The sequence below is a fragment of the Kitasatospora albolonga genome (assembly GCA_002082585.1).
GTDB classification, from domain to species: Bacteria; Actinomycetota; Actinomycetes; order Streptomycetales; family Streptomycetaceae; genus Streptomyces; species Streptomyces stephensoniae.
Window position 1 is genome coordinate 5,401,240 of sequence record CP020563.1, and the last position, 17,884, is coordinate 5,419,123.

Genomic DNA, 17,884 nt, shown 5'->3' on the forward strand with positions numbered 1-17,884 from the left:
GATCATGCCGGTCATATCGGCACCACACGAATTCAACACCGAAGATCTCTACGTGGATCTGCGGGACATGTACGGCTATCCGCTGCACCTCAAGTGTGAGGGCTTCAACTTCGCCGGTTCCATCAAGCTCAAGGCCGCGGCGAGCATGATCGAGGCGGCCGAACGCAGCGGGGCCCTCACCCGGGAATCGACGCTCGTGGAGTCGTCCTCCGGCAACCTCGGCGTCGCCCTGAGCGTGATCGCCGCCGCCAAGGGCTACCACTTCATCTGTGTGGTCGACGCCCGTACCAACCTCGCCACCCGCAAGGTCATCGAATCGCTCGGCAGCGAGGTCCACACCGTCACCGAACCGGCGGCCGAGGGCGGGTTCCTCGCGGCGCGCCTCGCGTACGTCCAGCGGCTGCTGTCCGGCGGACCCCGGTACGTCTGGCTCAACCAGCACGCCAACCCGGACAACTGGCGGGCGCACTACCGCACCACGGCCCCGCAGATCGAGAAGCAGTTCCCGGGCCTGGAGGTCCTGTTCATCGGCGCGGGCACCACCGGCACCCTGATGGGCTGCGCCCGCTACTTCAAGGACCGGCCGCGGCCCGTGACGATCGTGGCCGTCGACAGCGTCGGTTCGGTGACCTTCGGCGGGCCGCCGGGCCCGCGCATGGTCCCCGGCCTCGGCACCGGGGTGCGGCCCGCGCTGCTCGACACCTCGTACGTGGACCACGTGGTGCACGTCCCCGAGGCCGACACCGTACGGGCCTGCCACACCCTGGCCCGCGGCGGCTTCCTCTTCGGCGGCTCCACCGGGACGGTGGTCAGCGGCGCGCTGAGCTGGCTGGCCGAGCACCGCCCCGGGCAGAACGCCACGGCGGTCGCCATCGCCCCGGACCTCGGTGAGCGCTATCTCGACACCGTCTACCAGTCGAGCTGGGTGCGTGATGTGTACGGCATCGGCATGGACGGCACGCCCGCCGCACCGGAGACCCCGTCGGCCCGGGACACAGCCGACGCCCAGGGCGGCGACGCGGTCGACGACAGCCATGAACTGACCGAACTTCCCACTGGAGCACTGCAGTCATGATCTCCCTTCCCCCTGCGCAGCAGCTGCCGCTCTCCGCCGCGCAGCACGAGATGTGGTACGGACAGCAGGCGGACCCGGGCAACCCCGTCTTCACCATGGGCGACTTCCTGGAGTTGCGCGGCCCTCTCGACACCGCCCGGCTCACGGCGGCCTGGCAGGGGGTACTGCGGGAGGCCGGCACCCTGCGCGCCCGGTTCACCGAACAGGACGGCGAACCGCGCCAAGAACTGCTCCCCGTCGAGGAGTTCCCCGTCGAGACGGTCGACCTCTCCCACGAGGAACGGCCCCGCGAGGCCGCCGACACGTTCATGCGGCGCGACCTGCTGGCACCACCCGACCTGACGGCGGGCACCCTCCGGTCCGTGCTGCTGCGGCTCGGCCCGGAACACGTGCTGTTCTACATCCGGGTCAACCACATCGTGGTCGACGGGTTCAGCCGCGTCCTCGTCTACAACCGGCTCGCCGCCCTGTACGCCGACCCGGACGCCGAGGGCGCCTTCCCCGACCCCCGTACGCTCACCGACGACGAGGACACGTACGCGCAGAGCGCCAAGTACCGCAAGGAGCAGGCGTTCTGGCAGTCCCGGTTCGACCCGGTGCCGGAGCCGGTGAGCCTGTCCTCGCGGCCCGGCGGCCAGGTCCGCGCCTCCCTGCGGTGCGAGGCGGTACTGCCCGCGGCCACCGTCGAGCGGCTGCGCACGCTCGCCTGGGACGCCCGGGTCACCTGGCAGACGCTCCTGATCGCGGCGACCGGCAGCTATGTGCAGCGGGCCGCCAACGTGGAACGCGCCCTGCTGACCCTCGCGGTACCGGCCCGCGCCACGGCGGCCTCGCGTGCCGTTCCCGGTATGCGGGCCAACTTCGTACCGCACCCGGTCGAGGTGGCGCCAGGCCGGACCGTGGCCGACTTCCTGCGCGACAGCGCCGGTGAACTGCGCGCGACCCTGCGCCACCAGAACTACCGGGGCGACCGCATCCGCCGCGACCTCGGCTTCACCGGCGACGCGGGCCGGTCACTGGGCCCCACGGTCAACGTCCTGGAATCCGGCTTCGATTACACCTTCGGGGAGTGCGCGGGGCTGCTGCACAACCTGTCGACGGGTCCGGTCGAGGACATGCAGATCATCTACCTCGACTCGGCGGAGAGCGGCTACTCGGTACGGCTCGACGCCAACCCCGAGCGCTACACCCAGGAGGAGCTGGAGCTCCACCAGCAACGCCTGTTCGGCTGGCTGACCACTCTCGCCGAGGCCGGTCCCGACGCCGTCGTCGACCAGCTGGACGTGCTGCTGCCGGGGGAGCGGGAAGCGATACGCCAGGGCTGGGCGTCGACCACGGTCGTGGATGCGTATGCGGGTGTGGTGGAGCGGGTGCGGGCGTGGGCGGTGGAGCGGCCGGACGCGATTGCCGTGGAGCATGCGGGAGAGCGTGTTTCTTACGCTGAACTCGTCTCTCTTGCTTCGGCGTTGAGTCGTCGGCTGGTGGCTTCCGGGGTCGGTGTCGGGTCGCGGGTCGCGGTGTTGTGCGAGCCGGGTGTGCCGTTCGTTGCGGGGATTCTGGGGGTGTTGGGGGCGGGGGCGGCGTGGGTTCCGTTGGACCCGGGTGCGCCCCGGGCCCGGAGTGCGGGGCTGCTGGACGACAGTGCGCCGCAGGTTCTGTATGTGGGGCCCGGACATGAGGAAACCGCGGTGGAGCTGCTCGATGCCGCCGTTCATGTTCCGCAGGTGGTGGTCTGGGACGGCGTCCGGGATGGCGGGGTGTTGGTCGAGCCGGTGGGGCATCCGGAGGATCTCGCGTACGTCATCTTCACGTCGGGTTCGACCGGTCGTCCCAAGGGTGCGATGGTGCATCGGCGCGGGATGGTCAACCATCTTCTGGCCAAGGTAAGCGACTTGGGGATGACCGCTGCCGACACGGTTGTTCACAATGCGCCGGTCACTTTCGACATCAGTGTGTGGCAGATGCTGTCCCCGCTGATCGTCGGTGGGCGTCTGATCGTGGTCGACCGGGACACCGCCGCCGATCCGCAGCAGCTCTTCGGCCGTGTCAGCACTGACGGCGTCACCGTCCTCGAAGTCGTGCCTTCTCTTCTGCGCGCCGCTGTCGACGCGTGGCAGGCGGGTACGCCCCGGCCTTCCGTGGGCGGGCTGCGTGCGCTGATGGTGACGGGTGAGGCGCTCTCGGCCGATCTGGCTCTGCTCTGGGGGGAGTTGGAGCCCGGGATACCCCTGGTGAATGCGTATGGTCCCACCGAGTGCTCCGATGATGTCACCCACGCCTTCATCACGCCCGGTACCGCTCTGGAGACGCGTACTCCTATCGGGTTTCCCGTCCGGAACACCCGTCTCTACATCCTGGACACCCACCTGCGGCCTGTTCCGCCGGGCACTCCGGGTGAGCTGTACGTGGCCGGTACGGGGGTGGGGCGCGGGTACCTCGACAACCCGGCCCGGACCGCGACCACCTACCTCCCCGACCCGCACGGCGCACCCGGTACCCGTATGTACCGGACCGGTGACCGGGTCCGTCAACGGGCTGACGGGCAGATCGAGTTCCTCGAACGGCTCGACCACCAGATCAAGATCCGCGGCCACCGCGTCGAACTCGGCGAGATCGAAACCGCCCTCCGCAACCTCCCCGGCATCACCGACGCCGCCACCGCCCTCCACCACGGACGCCTCACCGCCTACCTCATCGGCACCACCCCCACCCCAAGCAAGCCCTGGCCGCCCACCTCCCCGACTACATGATCCCCACCACCTACCTCACCCTCCCCGCCCTCCCCCTCACCCCCAACGGCAAACTCGACCGCAACGCCCTCCCCACACCCGACCCGACGGCTCTCTCCGCCGATCTGCTCGCCCCGCGCAATCCGCTGGAGCGGGCGCTGTGCGAGATCTTCGCCGAGGTGCTCGAACTTCCCGCCGTGGGGATCGACGACGACTTCTTCGAGCTCGGCGGGCATTCGCTGCTTGCCACCCGGGTCGCCTCCCGGGTACGGGCCCGGCTGGGCTTCGAGGTGGCGATCCGGGTCTTCTTCCAGGCCCCGACCGTCGCCGCGCTCGCCGAGCGGCTGGAGAACGGCGAGGGCGGTACGGGCGGCGCCCTCGCGCGGCCCGCGCTCGTGGCGGCCGGTGCGCGCCCAGACGAGCTGCCGCTCTCCCCGGCGCAGCAACGCCTCTGGTTCCTCAACCAGTTGGGCCAGGGCTCCGCCGCCTACCACCTCCCCTTTGCCGTCCGCCTCACCGGCGATCTGGACGTGGCGGCGCTGCGTGCGGCGCTCGGTGATGTCGTCGCCCGGCACGAGAGCCTGCGGACCGTCTTCCCCGACGACGGGGGCCGCCCCCGGCAGCGGATCGTGCCGGCCGCCGAAGCGCGCGTGGACCTGCCCGTGCTGCCCGTACCGTCGGCTGTGGAAGCCACGCCCTCCACGGGCGCCACGCCCTCCACGAACGCCTCCGGCGAGGCCCTGGCTCGCGCGCTCGCCTCGGCCGCAGTCCAGGGCTTCGACCTGTCGAGTGAACTCCCTCTCCGCGCAACCCTGTTCACGGAAGGCGACGGCGAGCACGTCCTCCTCCTGGTCCTCCACCACATCGCCGCCGACGGCTGGTCCATCGCCCCGCTGGCCCGCGACCTCACGGACGCCTACGCGCTGCGCCGCGCGGGGACGGCCCCGCGGTGGGAGCCGCTGCCGGTGCAGTACGCGGACTACACGCTGTGGCAGCGGGAGCTGCTGACCGCCGTCGGCGACGAGCAACTGGACTACTGGCAGACCGTGTTGGGCTCGCTGCCCGAAGAGCTGGAGCTCCCGGCCGACCACGCCCGGCCCGCCGTGCCCAGCCACCGCGGTGCCACGGTCGCGTTCCGGATCGACGGGGCGCCGCACGCGGCCGTCGCCGCGCTCGGCCGCGCCCAGGGTGCCAGCACCTTCATGGTGCTCCAGGCCGCCCTGGCCGCCCTGCTGTCCAGTGTCGGCGCGGGGGACGACATCCCGTTGGGGGCCGCCGTCGCCGGGCGTACCGATCCCGCGCTGGACGACCTCGTCGGGTTCTTCGTGAACACCCTGGTGCTGCGCGCGGACCTGTCCGGGAACCCGACCTTCCGGGAACTCCTGGACCGGGTGCGGGCCACGGACCTCGCGGGCTACGCCCATCAGGACCTGCCCTTCGAGGCCGTCGTCGACGCCCTCGCGCCCAGCCGGTCGCTCTCCCGGCAGCCGTTGTTCCAGACCATGCTGGTGCTCCAGAACAACGCGTCGGCCGACCTTGCCCTGCCTGGCCTCGATGTGTCCGTGGTTCCGGTCCGCACCGGTACGGCCAAGCTGGACCTGGCCTTCGAGCTGACGGAGCGGCACCGCCCGGACGGGACGCCCGACGGCATCGACGCCGTACTGGAGTACAGCACCGATCTGTTCGGCGAGGCGACGGCGCGCGCTCTGGCCGACCGGTTCGCGCGGCTGCTGTCCGTGCTGGCCGGGGCCCCCGACGTACCGCTGAGCCGTCTCGACGCGCTGCTGCCCGCCGAGGCGGACCGGATTCTGACCGTGTGGGCGGGGCCGACGCAGGACGTCGACGTGGCCCCGGTGCACGAGCTGTACGCGGCCCGGGCCGCCGGGCAGCCCGGTCACCCGGCCCTCCGGTTCGGCGAACAGGTGCTGACGTACGCCGAGTTGGACGAACGCGCCAACCGGCTCGCGCACGAGCTGGCGGCCCGTGGCACCGGTCCCGGCGATCTGGTGGCGCTGCTGCTGCCCCGGTCGCCCGAGATGGTGGTCGCGCTGCTCGCCGTCCTGAAGGCGGGCGCGGCCTATCTGCCGATCGACGCCGCGTACCCGCGCGAGCGCATCGCCTACATGCTGGACGACGCCCGGCCCGCGCTCGCCCTGACGGCGTCCGCCGAGTCCGCGGGCCTGGCGGGCTCCGGCGTACCGGCGCTGCTGCTGGACGACGAGGAGATACGGGCCCGGGTGGCCGCCCGCCCGGCCCGCGCGCTCACCGACGCCGACCGTACGGGGCCGCTGTCGGTCCGCGACGCGGCGTACGTGATCTACACCTCCGGCTCCACGGGCCGCCCCAAGGGGGTCGTCGTGGAGCACCGCACGGTCGCCGTGATGGTGGCCGACCAGGGGCCGCGCATGGGGATCGGGCCCGGGACGCGCTGGCTGCAGTTCGCCTCGTACAGCTTCGACGCCGCGACCTGGGAGCTGGCCATCGGGCTGCTGTCCGGGGCCACGATGGTGCTGTCGACGGCCGAGGAGCGCGGTCCCGGCCACCCGCTGGCCGACCTCGTCGAGCGGACGGGCGTCACCATGGTGTGCCTGCCGCCGACGGTGCTGGCCGCCTGGCCCGCCGACCGGCCGATGCCCGAGGGCGTCCAGCTGGTCGTGGCGGGCGAGGCGTGCTCGCCGGAGCTGGTGGAGCGGTTCTCGCGCGGGCGGGTGATGCGCAACGCGTACGGGCCGACCGAGGCCACCGTGTGCGCCAGCATCAGCGAACCGCTCTCCGGTGCGGTCCGCCCGCCGATCGGCTTCCCGCTGCACAACACCCGGCTGTACGTACTCGACGCCTGGCTGCGTCCGGTGCCGCCGGGCGTCACGGGCGAGCTGTACATCGGCGGCGCCCAGCTGGCCCGGGGCTATCTGCGGCGGCCCTCGCTCACCGCGAACCGGTTCGTCGCCGACCCGTTCGCCACGGAGCCCGGCACCCGGATGTACCGCTCCGGCGACCTGGTGCGCTGGAACCCCGACGGCAGCCTCGACTACGTGGGACGCGTCGACGACCAGGTGAAGCTGCGCGGCTTCCGGATCGAACTCGGGGAGATCGAAGGGGCGTTGCTCGCCCTCGATGGCATCGCGCAGGCCGCCGTGACGGTCCGCGAGGACCGGCCGGGGGACAAGCGGCTGGTGGCGTACGTGGTCCGGTCGGAGCACGCTGAAGACCCGCTGGGTGCGCTGGACGTGCGTGCGGGGCTGGACCCGGCCGACGGCGCGCTGGACGTGCGTGCGGTGCGGGCCGAGCTCGCCGCCGCGCTGCCCGAGCACATGGTGCCCCACGCCGTCGTCGCCCTGGACGCGCTGCCGCTCACCGGCAACGGCAAGCTGGACCGGCGGGCCCTGCCCGCCCCCGACTACACCGAGCCGGCCTCCGCCGACCGGGCCCCCGCGAACGAGCGCGAGACCGCGCTCTGCCGGGCGTTCGCCGAGGTGCTCGGCCTGGAGCGGGTCGGCGCGGACGCGAGCTTCTTCGACCTGGGCGGCGACAGCATCAGCTCCATCCAACTGGTCAGCAAGGCACGGGAGTCGGGGCTCGCCATCACCGCGCAGGACGTGTTCGTCCACCGCACCCCGCAGGGTCTGGCGCTCGCGGCGGGCGCCGCCGGGCAGCCGGAGACCGTGGGGGTGGGCGACGGTACGGGCCCGGTGGCGGCCACCCCGATCACGGCCTGGTTCGACGCGATCAGCGGCCCGACCGACGGCTTCCACCAGGCGGCCGTCGTGCGGACGCCCGCGGGAGCCTCGTACGAACGTCTCGTCGGCGCGCTCCAGGTCCTGCTGGACCACCACGACGTCCTGCGGTGGAGCGCCGGGACCGTCCGGGAGGCCGGAGCGGTACGGGCCGGGGACCTGCTGCGACGGGTGGCGGCGGAGCCCGGCGACGACCTGGGCGCCCTGGTGCGTACGGCGGCGGCCCGCTCCCGGCAGGAGCTGGACCCCCGTGCGGGCGAGGTGGTGCGGGCGGTCTGGATCGACGCGGGGGACGAGCGGCCCGGCCGGCTGCTGCTGACCCTGCACCACCTGGTCGTGGACGGCGTCTCCTGGCGCATCCTGCTGCCCGACCTGGCCCAGGCGTACGAGCGCCCCGGCCTCGCCCCGGCCCCGGTGGGCACCTCCTTCCGGCAGTGGGCGCGGCTGCTGAACGAGGAGGCGGCCCGCGACGAGCGCCGCAGTGAACTCCCGCTGTGGGAGGCGGTGCTGGCGGGCGGCGAAGTGCCCCTCGGTGCGAGGCCGTTGGACCCGGCGCGGGACACCGCGGCCACGGCCCGGCGCCTGCGTCTTGAGCTGCCTGCCGAGTACACCGCCGAGCTGCTCACCTCCGTACCCGCCGTCTTCCACGCCGAGATCAACGATGTGCTGCTGACCGCGCTGGCCCTGGCCGTCGCCGACCGGCAGCGCGGACGGGGCGAGGTGCGGGGGGACGCAGGAGGCGATGCGCGGGGTGTGCTCGTCGAGCTCGAAGGGCACGGGCGCGAACCGGTCGTGCCGGGCGTCGACCTGACCCGGACCGTTGGCTGGTTCACCAGCACGCACCCGGTCCGCCTCGACGTCGGGCTCTGCGACTGGGACGAGGTGTGGGCGGGCGGACCGGCGCTCGGCCAGGCGCTCAAGGAGGTCAAGGAGCAGCTGCGGCAGCTGCCGCAGCACGGCATCGGCCACGGCATCCTGCGCCATCTGGACGACGGTACCGGGCAGGTGCTCGGGGCCTATCCGGCGCCGCAGCTCGGCTTCAACTACCTGGGCCGGATGGCGGTTCCGGAGCCCGCCGACTGGCAGATCGCCCCCGAGTCGCTGGAGGTCGCGGCCGGTACCGACCCGGGTATGCCGCTGCCGCACGCGCTGGGCGTCAACGCGCGCACCGAGGACCGCCGCGACGGGCCGTGCCTGGTCGCGGAGTGGGCCTGGGCGGGGCTCACGGTGGCCGACGCCGACGCCGAGGCCGTCGCGCACGGCTGGTTCAGGGCGCTGCGGGCGCTGGTCCGGCACGCCGCGCGGCCCGACGCCGGGGGCTTCACACCCTCGGACCTACGGCTCGTCGAGGGCCTGGAGCAGGGCGAGATCGACGAGTTCGAGAACGAGTTCGCAGACGACTGGGGGACTGACGGATGAGCACGACCACACCGGGCGCCGAGAAGAGGCCCCAGACAGCGGGAGGCGGCCTCAGCGACGTACTGCCGCTGACCCCGCTCCAGGAGGGGCTGCTCTTCCACGCCGTGTACGACCGGCGTGAGCTGGACGTGTACGCGGTCCAACTCGTCCTCGACCTGGAAGGGCCGCTGGACCGGGCCGCCCTGAAGTCCGCCGCCGCCGGTCTGCTGGCGCGTCACCCCAATCTGCGCGCGGGCTTCCGCTACCGCAAGAACGGCAGCCCGGTGCAGCTGATCCCGCGTCAGGCGCCGCTGGCCTGGCGGGAAACGGCGGCGAACGGTGCGGATCTTGAGGCGCTGACCGACCGGGACCGTACGGAACCCTTCGACGTCGGACGGCCGCCGCTGATCCGGTTCACGCTGATCGACACCGCCGCCGGTTCCGCCAGCCTTGTTGAATCCGGCTCCGGCTCCGGATCTGTCCCCGGCTCCGCCGCCGATTCCACCGGCTCTGCTGACTCCGGCCCCGCCGCCGATTCCACCGGCCCGGCCGGTTCCGGCCCCGCCGCGCACCGGCTGCTGATCACCTGCCACCACATCCTGCTCGACGGCTGGTCCATGCCCGTCCTGCTGTCCGAGCTGTTCACGGCGTACGCGGCCGGGGGCGACGCGGGCGTGCTGCCTGCGGTCACCTCGTACAAGAGCCACCTGGCCTGGCTCGCGGGCCAGGACACCGAAGGCGCCGCCGAAGCCTTCCGGGAGCTGCTGGCCGGACTGGCGGAGCCCACCCGGCTCGTCCCCGCCCCGCCCGGCCGTACCCCCGTCCTGCCGGAAGCCCACATCGGGCGGCTGGACGCGGCGGCGACGGCGCGCCTCACCACGTGGGCCCGCACCCGGGGCGTCACGCTCTCCAGCGTGCTCCAGGGCGTGTGGGCGGTGGTCCTCGGCGCGCTGACCGGCCGCGACGACCTGGTCTTCGGCACCACCACGTCCGGGCGCCCGCCGGAGCTGCCGGGCGTCGAATCGATGGTCGGGCTGTTCATCAACACCCTCCCCGTACGGCTCGCGGCCCCCGCCTCCCGCACCCTCGCCGAGGTCGTCGACGCGGCGCAGGAGCAGCACACGGCCCTGCTGCCGCACCAGCACGTGGGGCTCTCCCGCATCCAGCAGGACGCGGGCCACGGCGAACTCTTCGACACCGTACTGATCTTCGAGAACTACCCGCTGGACCCGCAGGCCCTGCGCTCCGCCGTGCCGGGGCTCACGGTGACGGGCGCCCGGGGCCGCGACGCCACGCACTACCCGCTCTCGCTGCTGGTGCTGCCCGGCGACGAGCTGACCCTGCGGCTCGACCACGCCCCCGACCTGATCACCGCCGAGCAGGCGGCGGACATCTCCGGCCGGGTGCTGCGGCTCCTCGAAGCCCTCCCCGAGCAGGCCGGACTGCCGCTCTCCCAGCTGGAGCTGGTGAGCGGGGCGGAGCGGGCGGTGCTGCTGGACACGTACAACGACACGTTCCGCGACCACCCGGACCGGCCGCTGCGCGAACAGCTCGCGGACCGGGCCGGGGCGAGCCCCGACGCGCCCGCGCTGCGCTGCGGCGCGGACCGGCTGACCTTCGCCGAACTGCACGCGCGCGCCGACCGGCTCGCCCACGAACTGGTGGCGCGCGGTGCCGGGCCCGGAGAGCTGGTGGCGGTGGCGCTGCCCCGCTCCACGGACCTGGTCGTCGCGACCCTCGCCGTCGTCAAGGCGGGCGCCGCCTATCTGCCGCTGGACCCCGGCTATCCGGCCGACCGGATCGCCTACATGCTCGACGACGCGGCGCCCGCCCTCGTCCTGACCACGACGGGCGTCGCGGCGGCGCTCGACGCGGTGACCGCCCACCCGCACCTGCTCCTCGACACGGCGGCGCCCCTCCTCGCCGGGCGGCCGACGGGCCCGGTGAGCACGGCCGCCCCGCACCCCGCCGACACCGCCTACACGATCTACACCTCCGGCTCGACCGGCCGGCCCAAGGGCGTCGTCGTCCCACAGGGCGCGCTGGTCAACCTGCTGCACGACATGGCCGAACGGTTCCGGATCGACGGCGGCGACCGCTTCCTGTCGGTCACCACGTTCGGCTTCGACATCTCCAACCTCGAACTCTTCGTCCCGCTGCTCACGGGCGCCGAACTCGTGCTGGCCGAGCACGACACCGTACGCGACCCGGCGGCGCTGGCCGCCCTGATCACCGGCAGCGACGCCACCGTCATGCAGGCCACCCCCACCCTGTGGCACGCCCTGGTCACCGAGCACCCCGGCAGCCTCGCCGCGCTGCGCGTGCTGATCGGCGGCGAGGCCGTGGGCGAACCGCTGGCCGACGCGCTGCGCGCCGCGTCCCGCGAGGTCACCAACGTCTACGGACCCACCGAGACCACGATCTGGTCGACCGCCGCCACCCTGGACGGGGTACGGACCGGGGTGCCGCCCATCGGCCGCCCCATCGCCAACACCCAGGTGTACGTCCTGGACGACGCGCTGCGGCTCGCCCCCCGGGGCGCGGTCGGTGAGCTGTACATCGCGGGCACCGGAGTGGCGCGCGGCTACCACGGGCGGCCCTCCCTCACCGGGACCCGTTTCGTGGCCGACCCGTTCGGCCCGGCCGGCAGCCGGATGTACCGCACCGGGGACGTGGTGCGCTGGGGCGGTGACGGGCAGATCGAGTACATCGGCCGCGCCGACCACCAGGTCAAGATCCGCGGCTTCCGGATCGAGCTGGGCGAGATCGAGTCGGCGCTCGCCGCCCACCCCGAGGTGTCCCAGGCCGCCGTCCTCGCCCGCGAAGACCTGCCCGGCGGAACCCAGTTGGTGGCGTACACCGTCGGCACGGCCGCCCCGGCGGCGCTCCGGACGCACCTCGGCGCGACCCTGCCCGGCCATATGGTCCCGGCGCTGTACGTCACCCTGGACGCGCTGCCGCTGACCGCCAACGGCAAGGTCGACCGCAAGCTCCTGCCCGCGCCCGAGCAGGGGCCGCGCCCCGCCGCCCGCGCCCCGCGCTCCCCGCAGGAGCAGCTGATGGGCGAGGTGTTCGGCGAGGTGCTGGGGCTGCCGGGCCCCGCGGACCCCGACGACTCCTTCTTCGACCTCGGCGGGCACTCGCTGCTCGCCACCCGGCTGACCGGCCGGATCAGGGCGGCGCTCGGCGCCGATCTGCCGGTGCGTGCCGTCTTCGAGTCCCCGACCCCGGCGGGGCTCGCGGCACGGGTCGCGGACGCCGGGGAGGCCAGGCCCGCCCTGGTCCCCGCCGTCCGCCCGGCGGTCCTGCCGCTCTCTCCCGCGCAGCGACGCCTGTGGTTCCTGGGGCAGTTGGAGGCCGGGAACCCGGCGTACAACATCCCCGTGGCCGTCCGGCTGAAGGGCGCCCTGGACGTGGCCGCGCTGCGTGCGGCGGTACGCGACACCGTCGTACGACACGAGGCGCTGCGCACGCGGTACCCGGACGCCGACGGGCGGCCGTACCAGGAGATCCTGACCCCCGACGCGGTGACGGTGGACCTTCCGGTCCATGACCTGCCGACGTACGGACCGACCGGCGGAGCGGTCCAAGACGAGGCCCGCCGGGGCTTCGACCTGGCAACCGAACTCCCGCTGCGTGCCACCCTGTTCAGGGTCACGGACGAAGAGCACATCCTGCTCCTCGTCGTCCACCACATCGCGGCCGACGGCTGGTCGATCGGCCCGCTGGGCACCGACCTCGCCCAAGCGTACGAAGCCCGCCGCGCGGGCAGGGCCCCGCAGTGGGAGCCGCTGCCGGTGCAGTACGCGGACCACACGCTGTGGCAGCGGGACCTGCTGGAGTCGGTCGGCGACGCCCAACTGGACTACTGGCGCGGCACCTTGGTGGATCTCCCCGAGGAGCTGGAACTGCCGGCCGACCGGCCGCGCCCCGCCGTGCCCAGCCACCGGGGCGACACGGTCGCGTTCCGTATCGACGGCGCACTGCACGCGGCCGTCGGCCAACTGGCCCGCGCCCAGGGCGCCAGCACGTTCATGGTGCTCCAGGCGGCCGTGGCGACCCTGCTGTCGAAGCTGGGCGCGGGGGACGACATCCCGCTGGGCGCACCGGTCGCCGGACGTACCGATCCCGCGCTGGACCACCTCGTCGGACTGTTCGTGAACACCCTGGTCCTGCGCACGGACCTGTCCGGAAACCCGACCTTCCGGGAACTCCTGGACCGGGTGCGCACCACGGACCTCGCGGGATACGCCCATCAGGACCTCCCCTTCGAGGCCGTTGTCGACGCTCTCGCCCCCAGCCGCTCGCTCTCCCGGCACCCGCTGTTCCAGACCATGCTCACCCTGCACAACACGCCCGAGACCGCCGTGCGGCTGGCGGGCGTCGCGTCCGAGCCGCTGCTGATCGGCACGGGAACGGCAAAGGCCGACCTCGCCTTCGAGCTCTTCGAGCGGCGCACCGCCGAGGGTGCGCCCGACGGCATCGACGCCGTACTGGAGTACAGCACCGACCTGTTCGGCGAGGCGACCGCCCGGTCCTTCACCGAGCGGTTGACCCACCTGCTGGGCACCCTGGTGACCACCCCGGACCAGCCGCTCGGCGCGGCGGACGCGCTGCTGCCGGGGGAGTGGGAGACAGTCCGCCAGGGCTGGGCATCGACCACGGTCGAGGACGCGTACGCGGGTGTGGTGGAGCGGGTGCGGGCGTGGGCGGTGGAGCGGCCGGATGCGGTGGCTGTGGAGGATGCGGGGGGCTGCGTTTCTTACGCCGAACTCGTCGCCCTGTCAGCGGCGTTGAGCCGCCGTCTCACGGCCGCCGGTGTGGACTCCGGATCGCGGGTCGCGGTGTTGTGCGAGCCGGGTGTTCCGTTTGTGGCGGGGATTCTGGGGGTGTTGGGGGCGGGGGCTGCGTGGGTTCCGTTGGACCCGGGTGCGCCTCGGGCCCGTAGCGCGGGGCTGCTGGACGACAGCGCGCCGCAGGTTCTGTACGTCGGGCCCGGTCATGAGGGCACGGCTGCCGAGCTGCTCGATGCTGCCACGCACACACCGCAGATCGTCGCTTGGGACGGTGTCCGGGATGGCGGGGCGTTGGCCGAGCCGGTGGGGCATCCGGAGGATCTCGCGTACGTCATCTTCACGTCGGGTTCGACCGGTCGTCCCAAGGGGGCGATGGTGCATCGGCGGGGGATGATCAACCATCTTCTGGCCAAGGTCGGTGACTTGGGGATGACCGCTGCCGACACGGTCGTTCACAACGCGCCCGTCACCTTCGACATCAGTGTGTGGCAGATGCTGTCCCCGTTGATCGTCGGTGGGCGCCTGATCGTGGTCGACCGGGACACCGCCGCCGATCCGCAGCAGCTCTTCGGCCGTATCGCCGCCGACGGCGTCACCGTCCTCGAAGTCGTGCCTTCCCTTCTGCGCGCCGCCGTCGACTCATGGAAGAACGGCCTCCCGCAACCCGAACTCGCCCCCCTCACCCACCTGATGGTGACCGGCGAGGCTCTCCCCGCCGACCTCGCGCGCGAGTGGCTCGCGCTCGCACCGCACATCCCGCTGGTGAATGCGTATGGTCCCACCGAGTGCTCCGACGATGTCACCCACGCCTTCATCACGCCCGGTACCGCTCTGGAGACGCGTACTCCTATCGGGTTTCCCGTCCGGAATACCCGTCTCTACATCCTGGACACCTATCTGCGGCCTGTTCCTCCGGGTACTCCGGGTGAGCTGTACGTGGCCGGTACGGGTGTGGGGCGCGGGTACCTCGACAACCCGGCCCGGACCGCGACCACCTACCTCCCCGACCCGCACGGCGCACCCGGTACCCGTATGTACCGGACCGGTGACCGGGTCCGTCAACGGGCTGACGGGCAGATCGAGTTCCTCGAACGGCTCGACCACCAGATCAAGATCCGCGGCCACCGCGTCGAACTCGGCGAGATCGAAACCGCCCTCCGCAACCTCCCCGGCATCACCGACGCCGCCACCGCCCTCCACCACGGACGCCTCACCGCCTACCTCATCGGCACCACCCCCCACCCCAAGCAAGCCCTGGCCGCCCACCTCCCCGACTACATGATCCCCACCACCTACCTCACCCTCCCCGCCCTCCCCCTCACCCCCAACGGCAAACTCGACCGCAACGCCCTCCCCACACCCGACCCGATCGCTGCCCTGGCGGACGGGCCCGGGCGTCCGCCCCGTACGGGCACCGAGCGGACGCTGTGCGAGGTCTTCGCCCAGGTGCTCGGGCTTCCCCAAGTGGGCATCGACGACAGCTTCTTCGAGCTCGGCGGGGACAGCATCCGGTCGATCGAGGTGGTCGCCCGGGCCCGGCGGGCCGGGCTGCGGGTGACCGCGGCCGATGTGTTCACCCACAAGACGGTCGAGGCGCTGGCGGCGGCGGTCGGCGGGGCGGAGACGGTCGAGACGGCCGGTACCGACGACGGCGTGGGCGAGCTGCTCCCCACCCCGGTCGTGCTGCGACTGCTCGAAGAGGGCGGGCCAATCGACGGGTTCAACCAGTCGGTCGTGCTGGCCGCGCCCGCCGACCTGGACGTGGACCGGCTCACCGGGGCGCTCCAGCGGGTCCTGGACCACCATGACGCGCTGCGGCTGCGGCTGACCGGGCACGGCCCGGCCGACTGGCGGCTCGTGATCGGCGAGCCCGGCCGGGTGCCGGCCGCGCCGCTGGTCACCCGCGTCGACGCCACGCACCGCGCGTACGAGGACGAGTCGCTCCTGCGGCGCGCCGTGGCCGCCCAGTCGGAGGCGGCCCGCGACCGGCTTGCCCCGCGCGAGGGTGTCGTGGCGCAGGCCGTGTGGATCGACCGGGGGAGCGACCGGCCGGGCAGGCTGATCCTGATGCTGCACCACCTCGTGGTGGACGGCGTCTCGTGGCGCATCCTGCTGCCGGACCTGCTGTCCGTGTACGAGAACCCGGGTGCGGACCTCGACCCGGTCGGCACCTCCCTGCGTCACTGGTCGCAGGTCCTGCGCGCCCAGGTCGCCTCCCGCTCCGGCGAACTGGCTTACTGGCAGGTGCTGTTGGACCGTACGGAGCCCCTGCTCGGGGCCCGCGCGCTCGATCCGGTGCGGGACACCGCGGCCACGGCCCGCACCCTGCGTCTGACCCTGCCCGCCGAGCACACCGCCCCGCTCCTCGAACACGGTCCGGCCGCCTTCCAGGCCGAGATCAACGATCTGCTGCTGGCCGGTCTCGACCTGGCCGTCGGCCGGTGGCGGGGGACGGGCCTGCTCGTGGAGGTCGAGACGCACGGCCGGGAACAGCCGCACCCCGGCATCGACCTGTCGCGGACGGTCGGCTGGTTCACCGGCACCCACCCGGTGCTGCTGCGGGCCTCGGGGCTGGGCCCGGAGGAGTCGGTCAAGGAGATGCGCGAGCAGCTCGCCGGGCTCCCCGACCACGGCATCGGCCACGGCATCCTGCGCCACCTCGGCGACGGGCCCGCACCGCTGCTGCCCGCCGTGAACCCGCAGCTCGGCTTCAACTACCTGGGCCGGTTCGCCGGACTCGAGGCGTACGAGGGCGGCTGGTCGGCGGCGCCGGAGTCGCGGGAGGCGTACGCGGCGGCCTCCCCCGGAATGCCGCTGGCCCACACCCTGGAGGTGGACGCCCTTGTCGAGGACGGCCCCGAGGGCCCCGTACTGGTCGCCAACTGGACCTGGGCGGGCGGGATTCTGGAGGGTACGGACGCCGAGCGGCTGGCCCACGGCTGGTTCGACGCCCTGCGCGTGCTCGCCGGACGGGCGGGCGAACTCGCCGCGACCCGGACCGGGGAGGACGGCGGCCGACGCCCCGCACTGCTCACCGAGGCTTTCGAGACGGTGCTGCCGATACGGCCCGACGGGACCCGTCCGCCGCTGTTCTTCATGCACGGCGGGGTCGGGCTCAGCTGGCCCTATCTCGGACTGACCGAGCACCTCGCGCAGGAATTTCCGGTGTACGGGTTCCAGTCGGCCGGAATCGTCACGGAAGCCCCGCTTCCGTCGTCGATAGCGGACATGGCCGATGGGTATGTCCGGAGAATTCTGGAAATCCAGCCGGAGGGCCCTTACTATATTCTCGGCTGGTCCTTCGGAGGGCTTCTCGCCCATGCGGCGGCCACCCGGCTCGAAGCGCTCGGACACCGTGTCGCGTTCCTGGCGAACCTGGACAGCTACCCGGTCGCGGAGCCCGGCGGCATCCCGGACGACCGGGCACTGCTGGCGAAGATCCTGGAGTACTGCGGATACGACGCCCAGGCTTTCGCGGGCGGTGAGCCGGGGTTCTCCGAGGTCCTGGAGCTGTTCCGGCGGGACGCCAACCCGCTGGCCGGGCTGGACGAGGAGCAGTTGGGCCGGCTGCTGCGGATCGTGCGCAACCACGCTGTCCTCAGCGCCGAGTTCGTCCCGGACCGCTTCGGCGGGGACGTCCTCTTCCTCTCCGCGGCGCTCGGCACCGACGAGGAGTCGCCGACAATCGCGGAATGGGCGCCCTATATCGGCGGCCGGATCACCCACCACAGCATCGCATCCGACCACGACGGAATGATGCGACCGCAGCCGCAGCAGGAAATCGGACGCATTATCGCCGCCCACCTTCCGCACAGCTGAATTCCCGCAGTCATTCCCGTATACGCCATGCCCTGTACGTCATGCTCTCGCACGGAGGAAATCCGCAGATGAAGAACAACCCGTTCGACGACGAGAACGGCACCTTCCTGGTCCTGGTCAACGACGAGGGACAGCACTGCGTCTGGCCCGAGTTCGCCGCCGTCCCCGACGGCTGGACCACCGTCCTTCCGGCCGGCAGCCGCGCCGCCGCCCTGGAGCACATCGAGCGTGTCTGGACCGACATGCGGCCGAAGTCCCTGATCGACGCCACGGCCTGAGCACCACGACCGGCGGCCGCCACGACCCGGCCGCCACCGCCGCCCCAGTCACCCC

The 17,884-nt window shown here is 72.8% G+C and carries 5 protein-coding genes; all 5 read left to right on the forward strand.

Annotation, left to right across the window (positions count from 1 at the left end; all coding sequences use genetic code 11):
• The first annotated feature begins 4 nt into the window (after positions 1-4).
• The 5 genes from B7C62_24050 to B7C62_24070 all read left to right on the forward strand — a co-directional run bounded on the left by B7C62_24050 (position 5) and on the right by B7C62_24070 (position 17,829).
• The gene (locus B7C62_24050; protein ARF74964.1) at positions 5-1,075 is read left to right on the forward strand and encodes a 2,3-diaminopropionate biosynthesis protein SbnA; all 1,071 of its coding nucleotides are present in this window, start codon (positions 5-7) and stop codon (positions 1,073-1,075) included.
• Positions 1,072-3,825, forward strand: coding sequence for a hypothetical protein (locus B7C62_24055; protein ID ARF74965.1), 2,754 nt, complete (start codon positions 1,072-1,074; stop codon positions 3,823-3,825). Before B7C62_24050 ends, B7C62_24055 begins: the two co-directional genes overlap by 4 nt.
• Positions 3,822-8,957, forward strand: a complete 5,136-nt coding sequence (locus B7C62_24060; protein ARF74966.1) for a hypothetical protein — start codon at positions 3,822-3,824, stop codon at positions 8,955-8,957. Before B7C62_24055 ends, B7C62_24060 begins: the two co-directional genes overlap by 4 nt.
• Positions 8,954-17,551: a hypothetical protein gene (locus B7C62_24065; protein ARF74967.1), complete on the forward strand. Its 8,598-nt coding sequence runs from the start codon at positions 8,954-8,956 to the stop codon at positions 17,549-17,551. The genes B7C62_24060 and B7C62_24065 overlap by 4 nt, the downstream gene beginning before the upstream one ends.
• 68 nt (positions 17,552-17,619) lie before the next feature.
• Positions 17,620-17,829: an MbtH family protein gene (locus B7C62_24070; GenBank protein ID ARF74968.1), complete on the forward strand. Its 210-nt coding sequence runs from the start codon at positions 17,620-17,622 to the stop codon at positions 17,827-17,829.
• Positions 17,830-17,884: the final 55 nt, after the last annotated feature.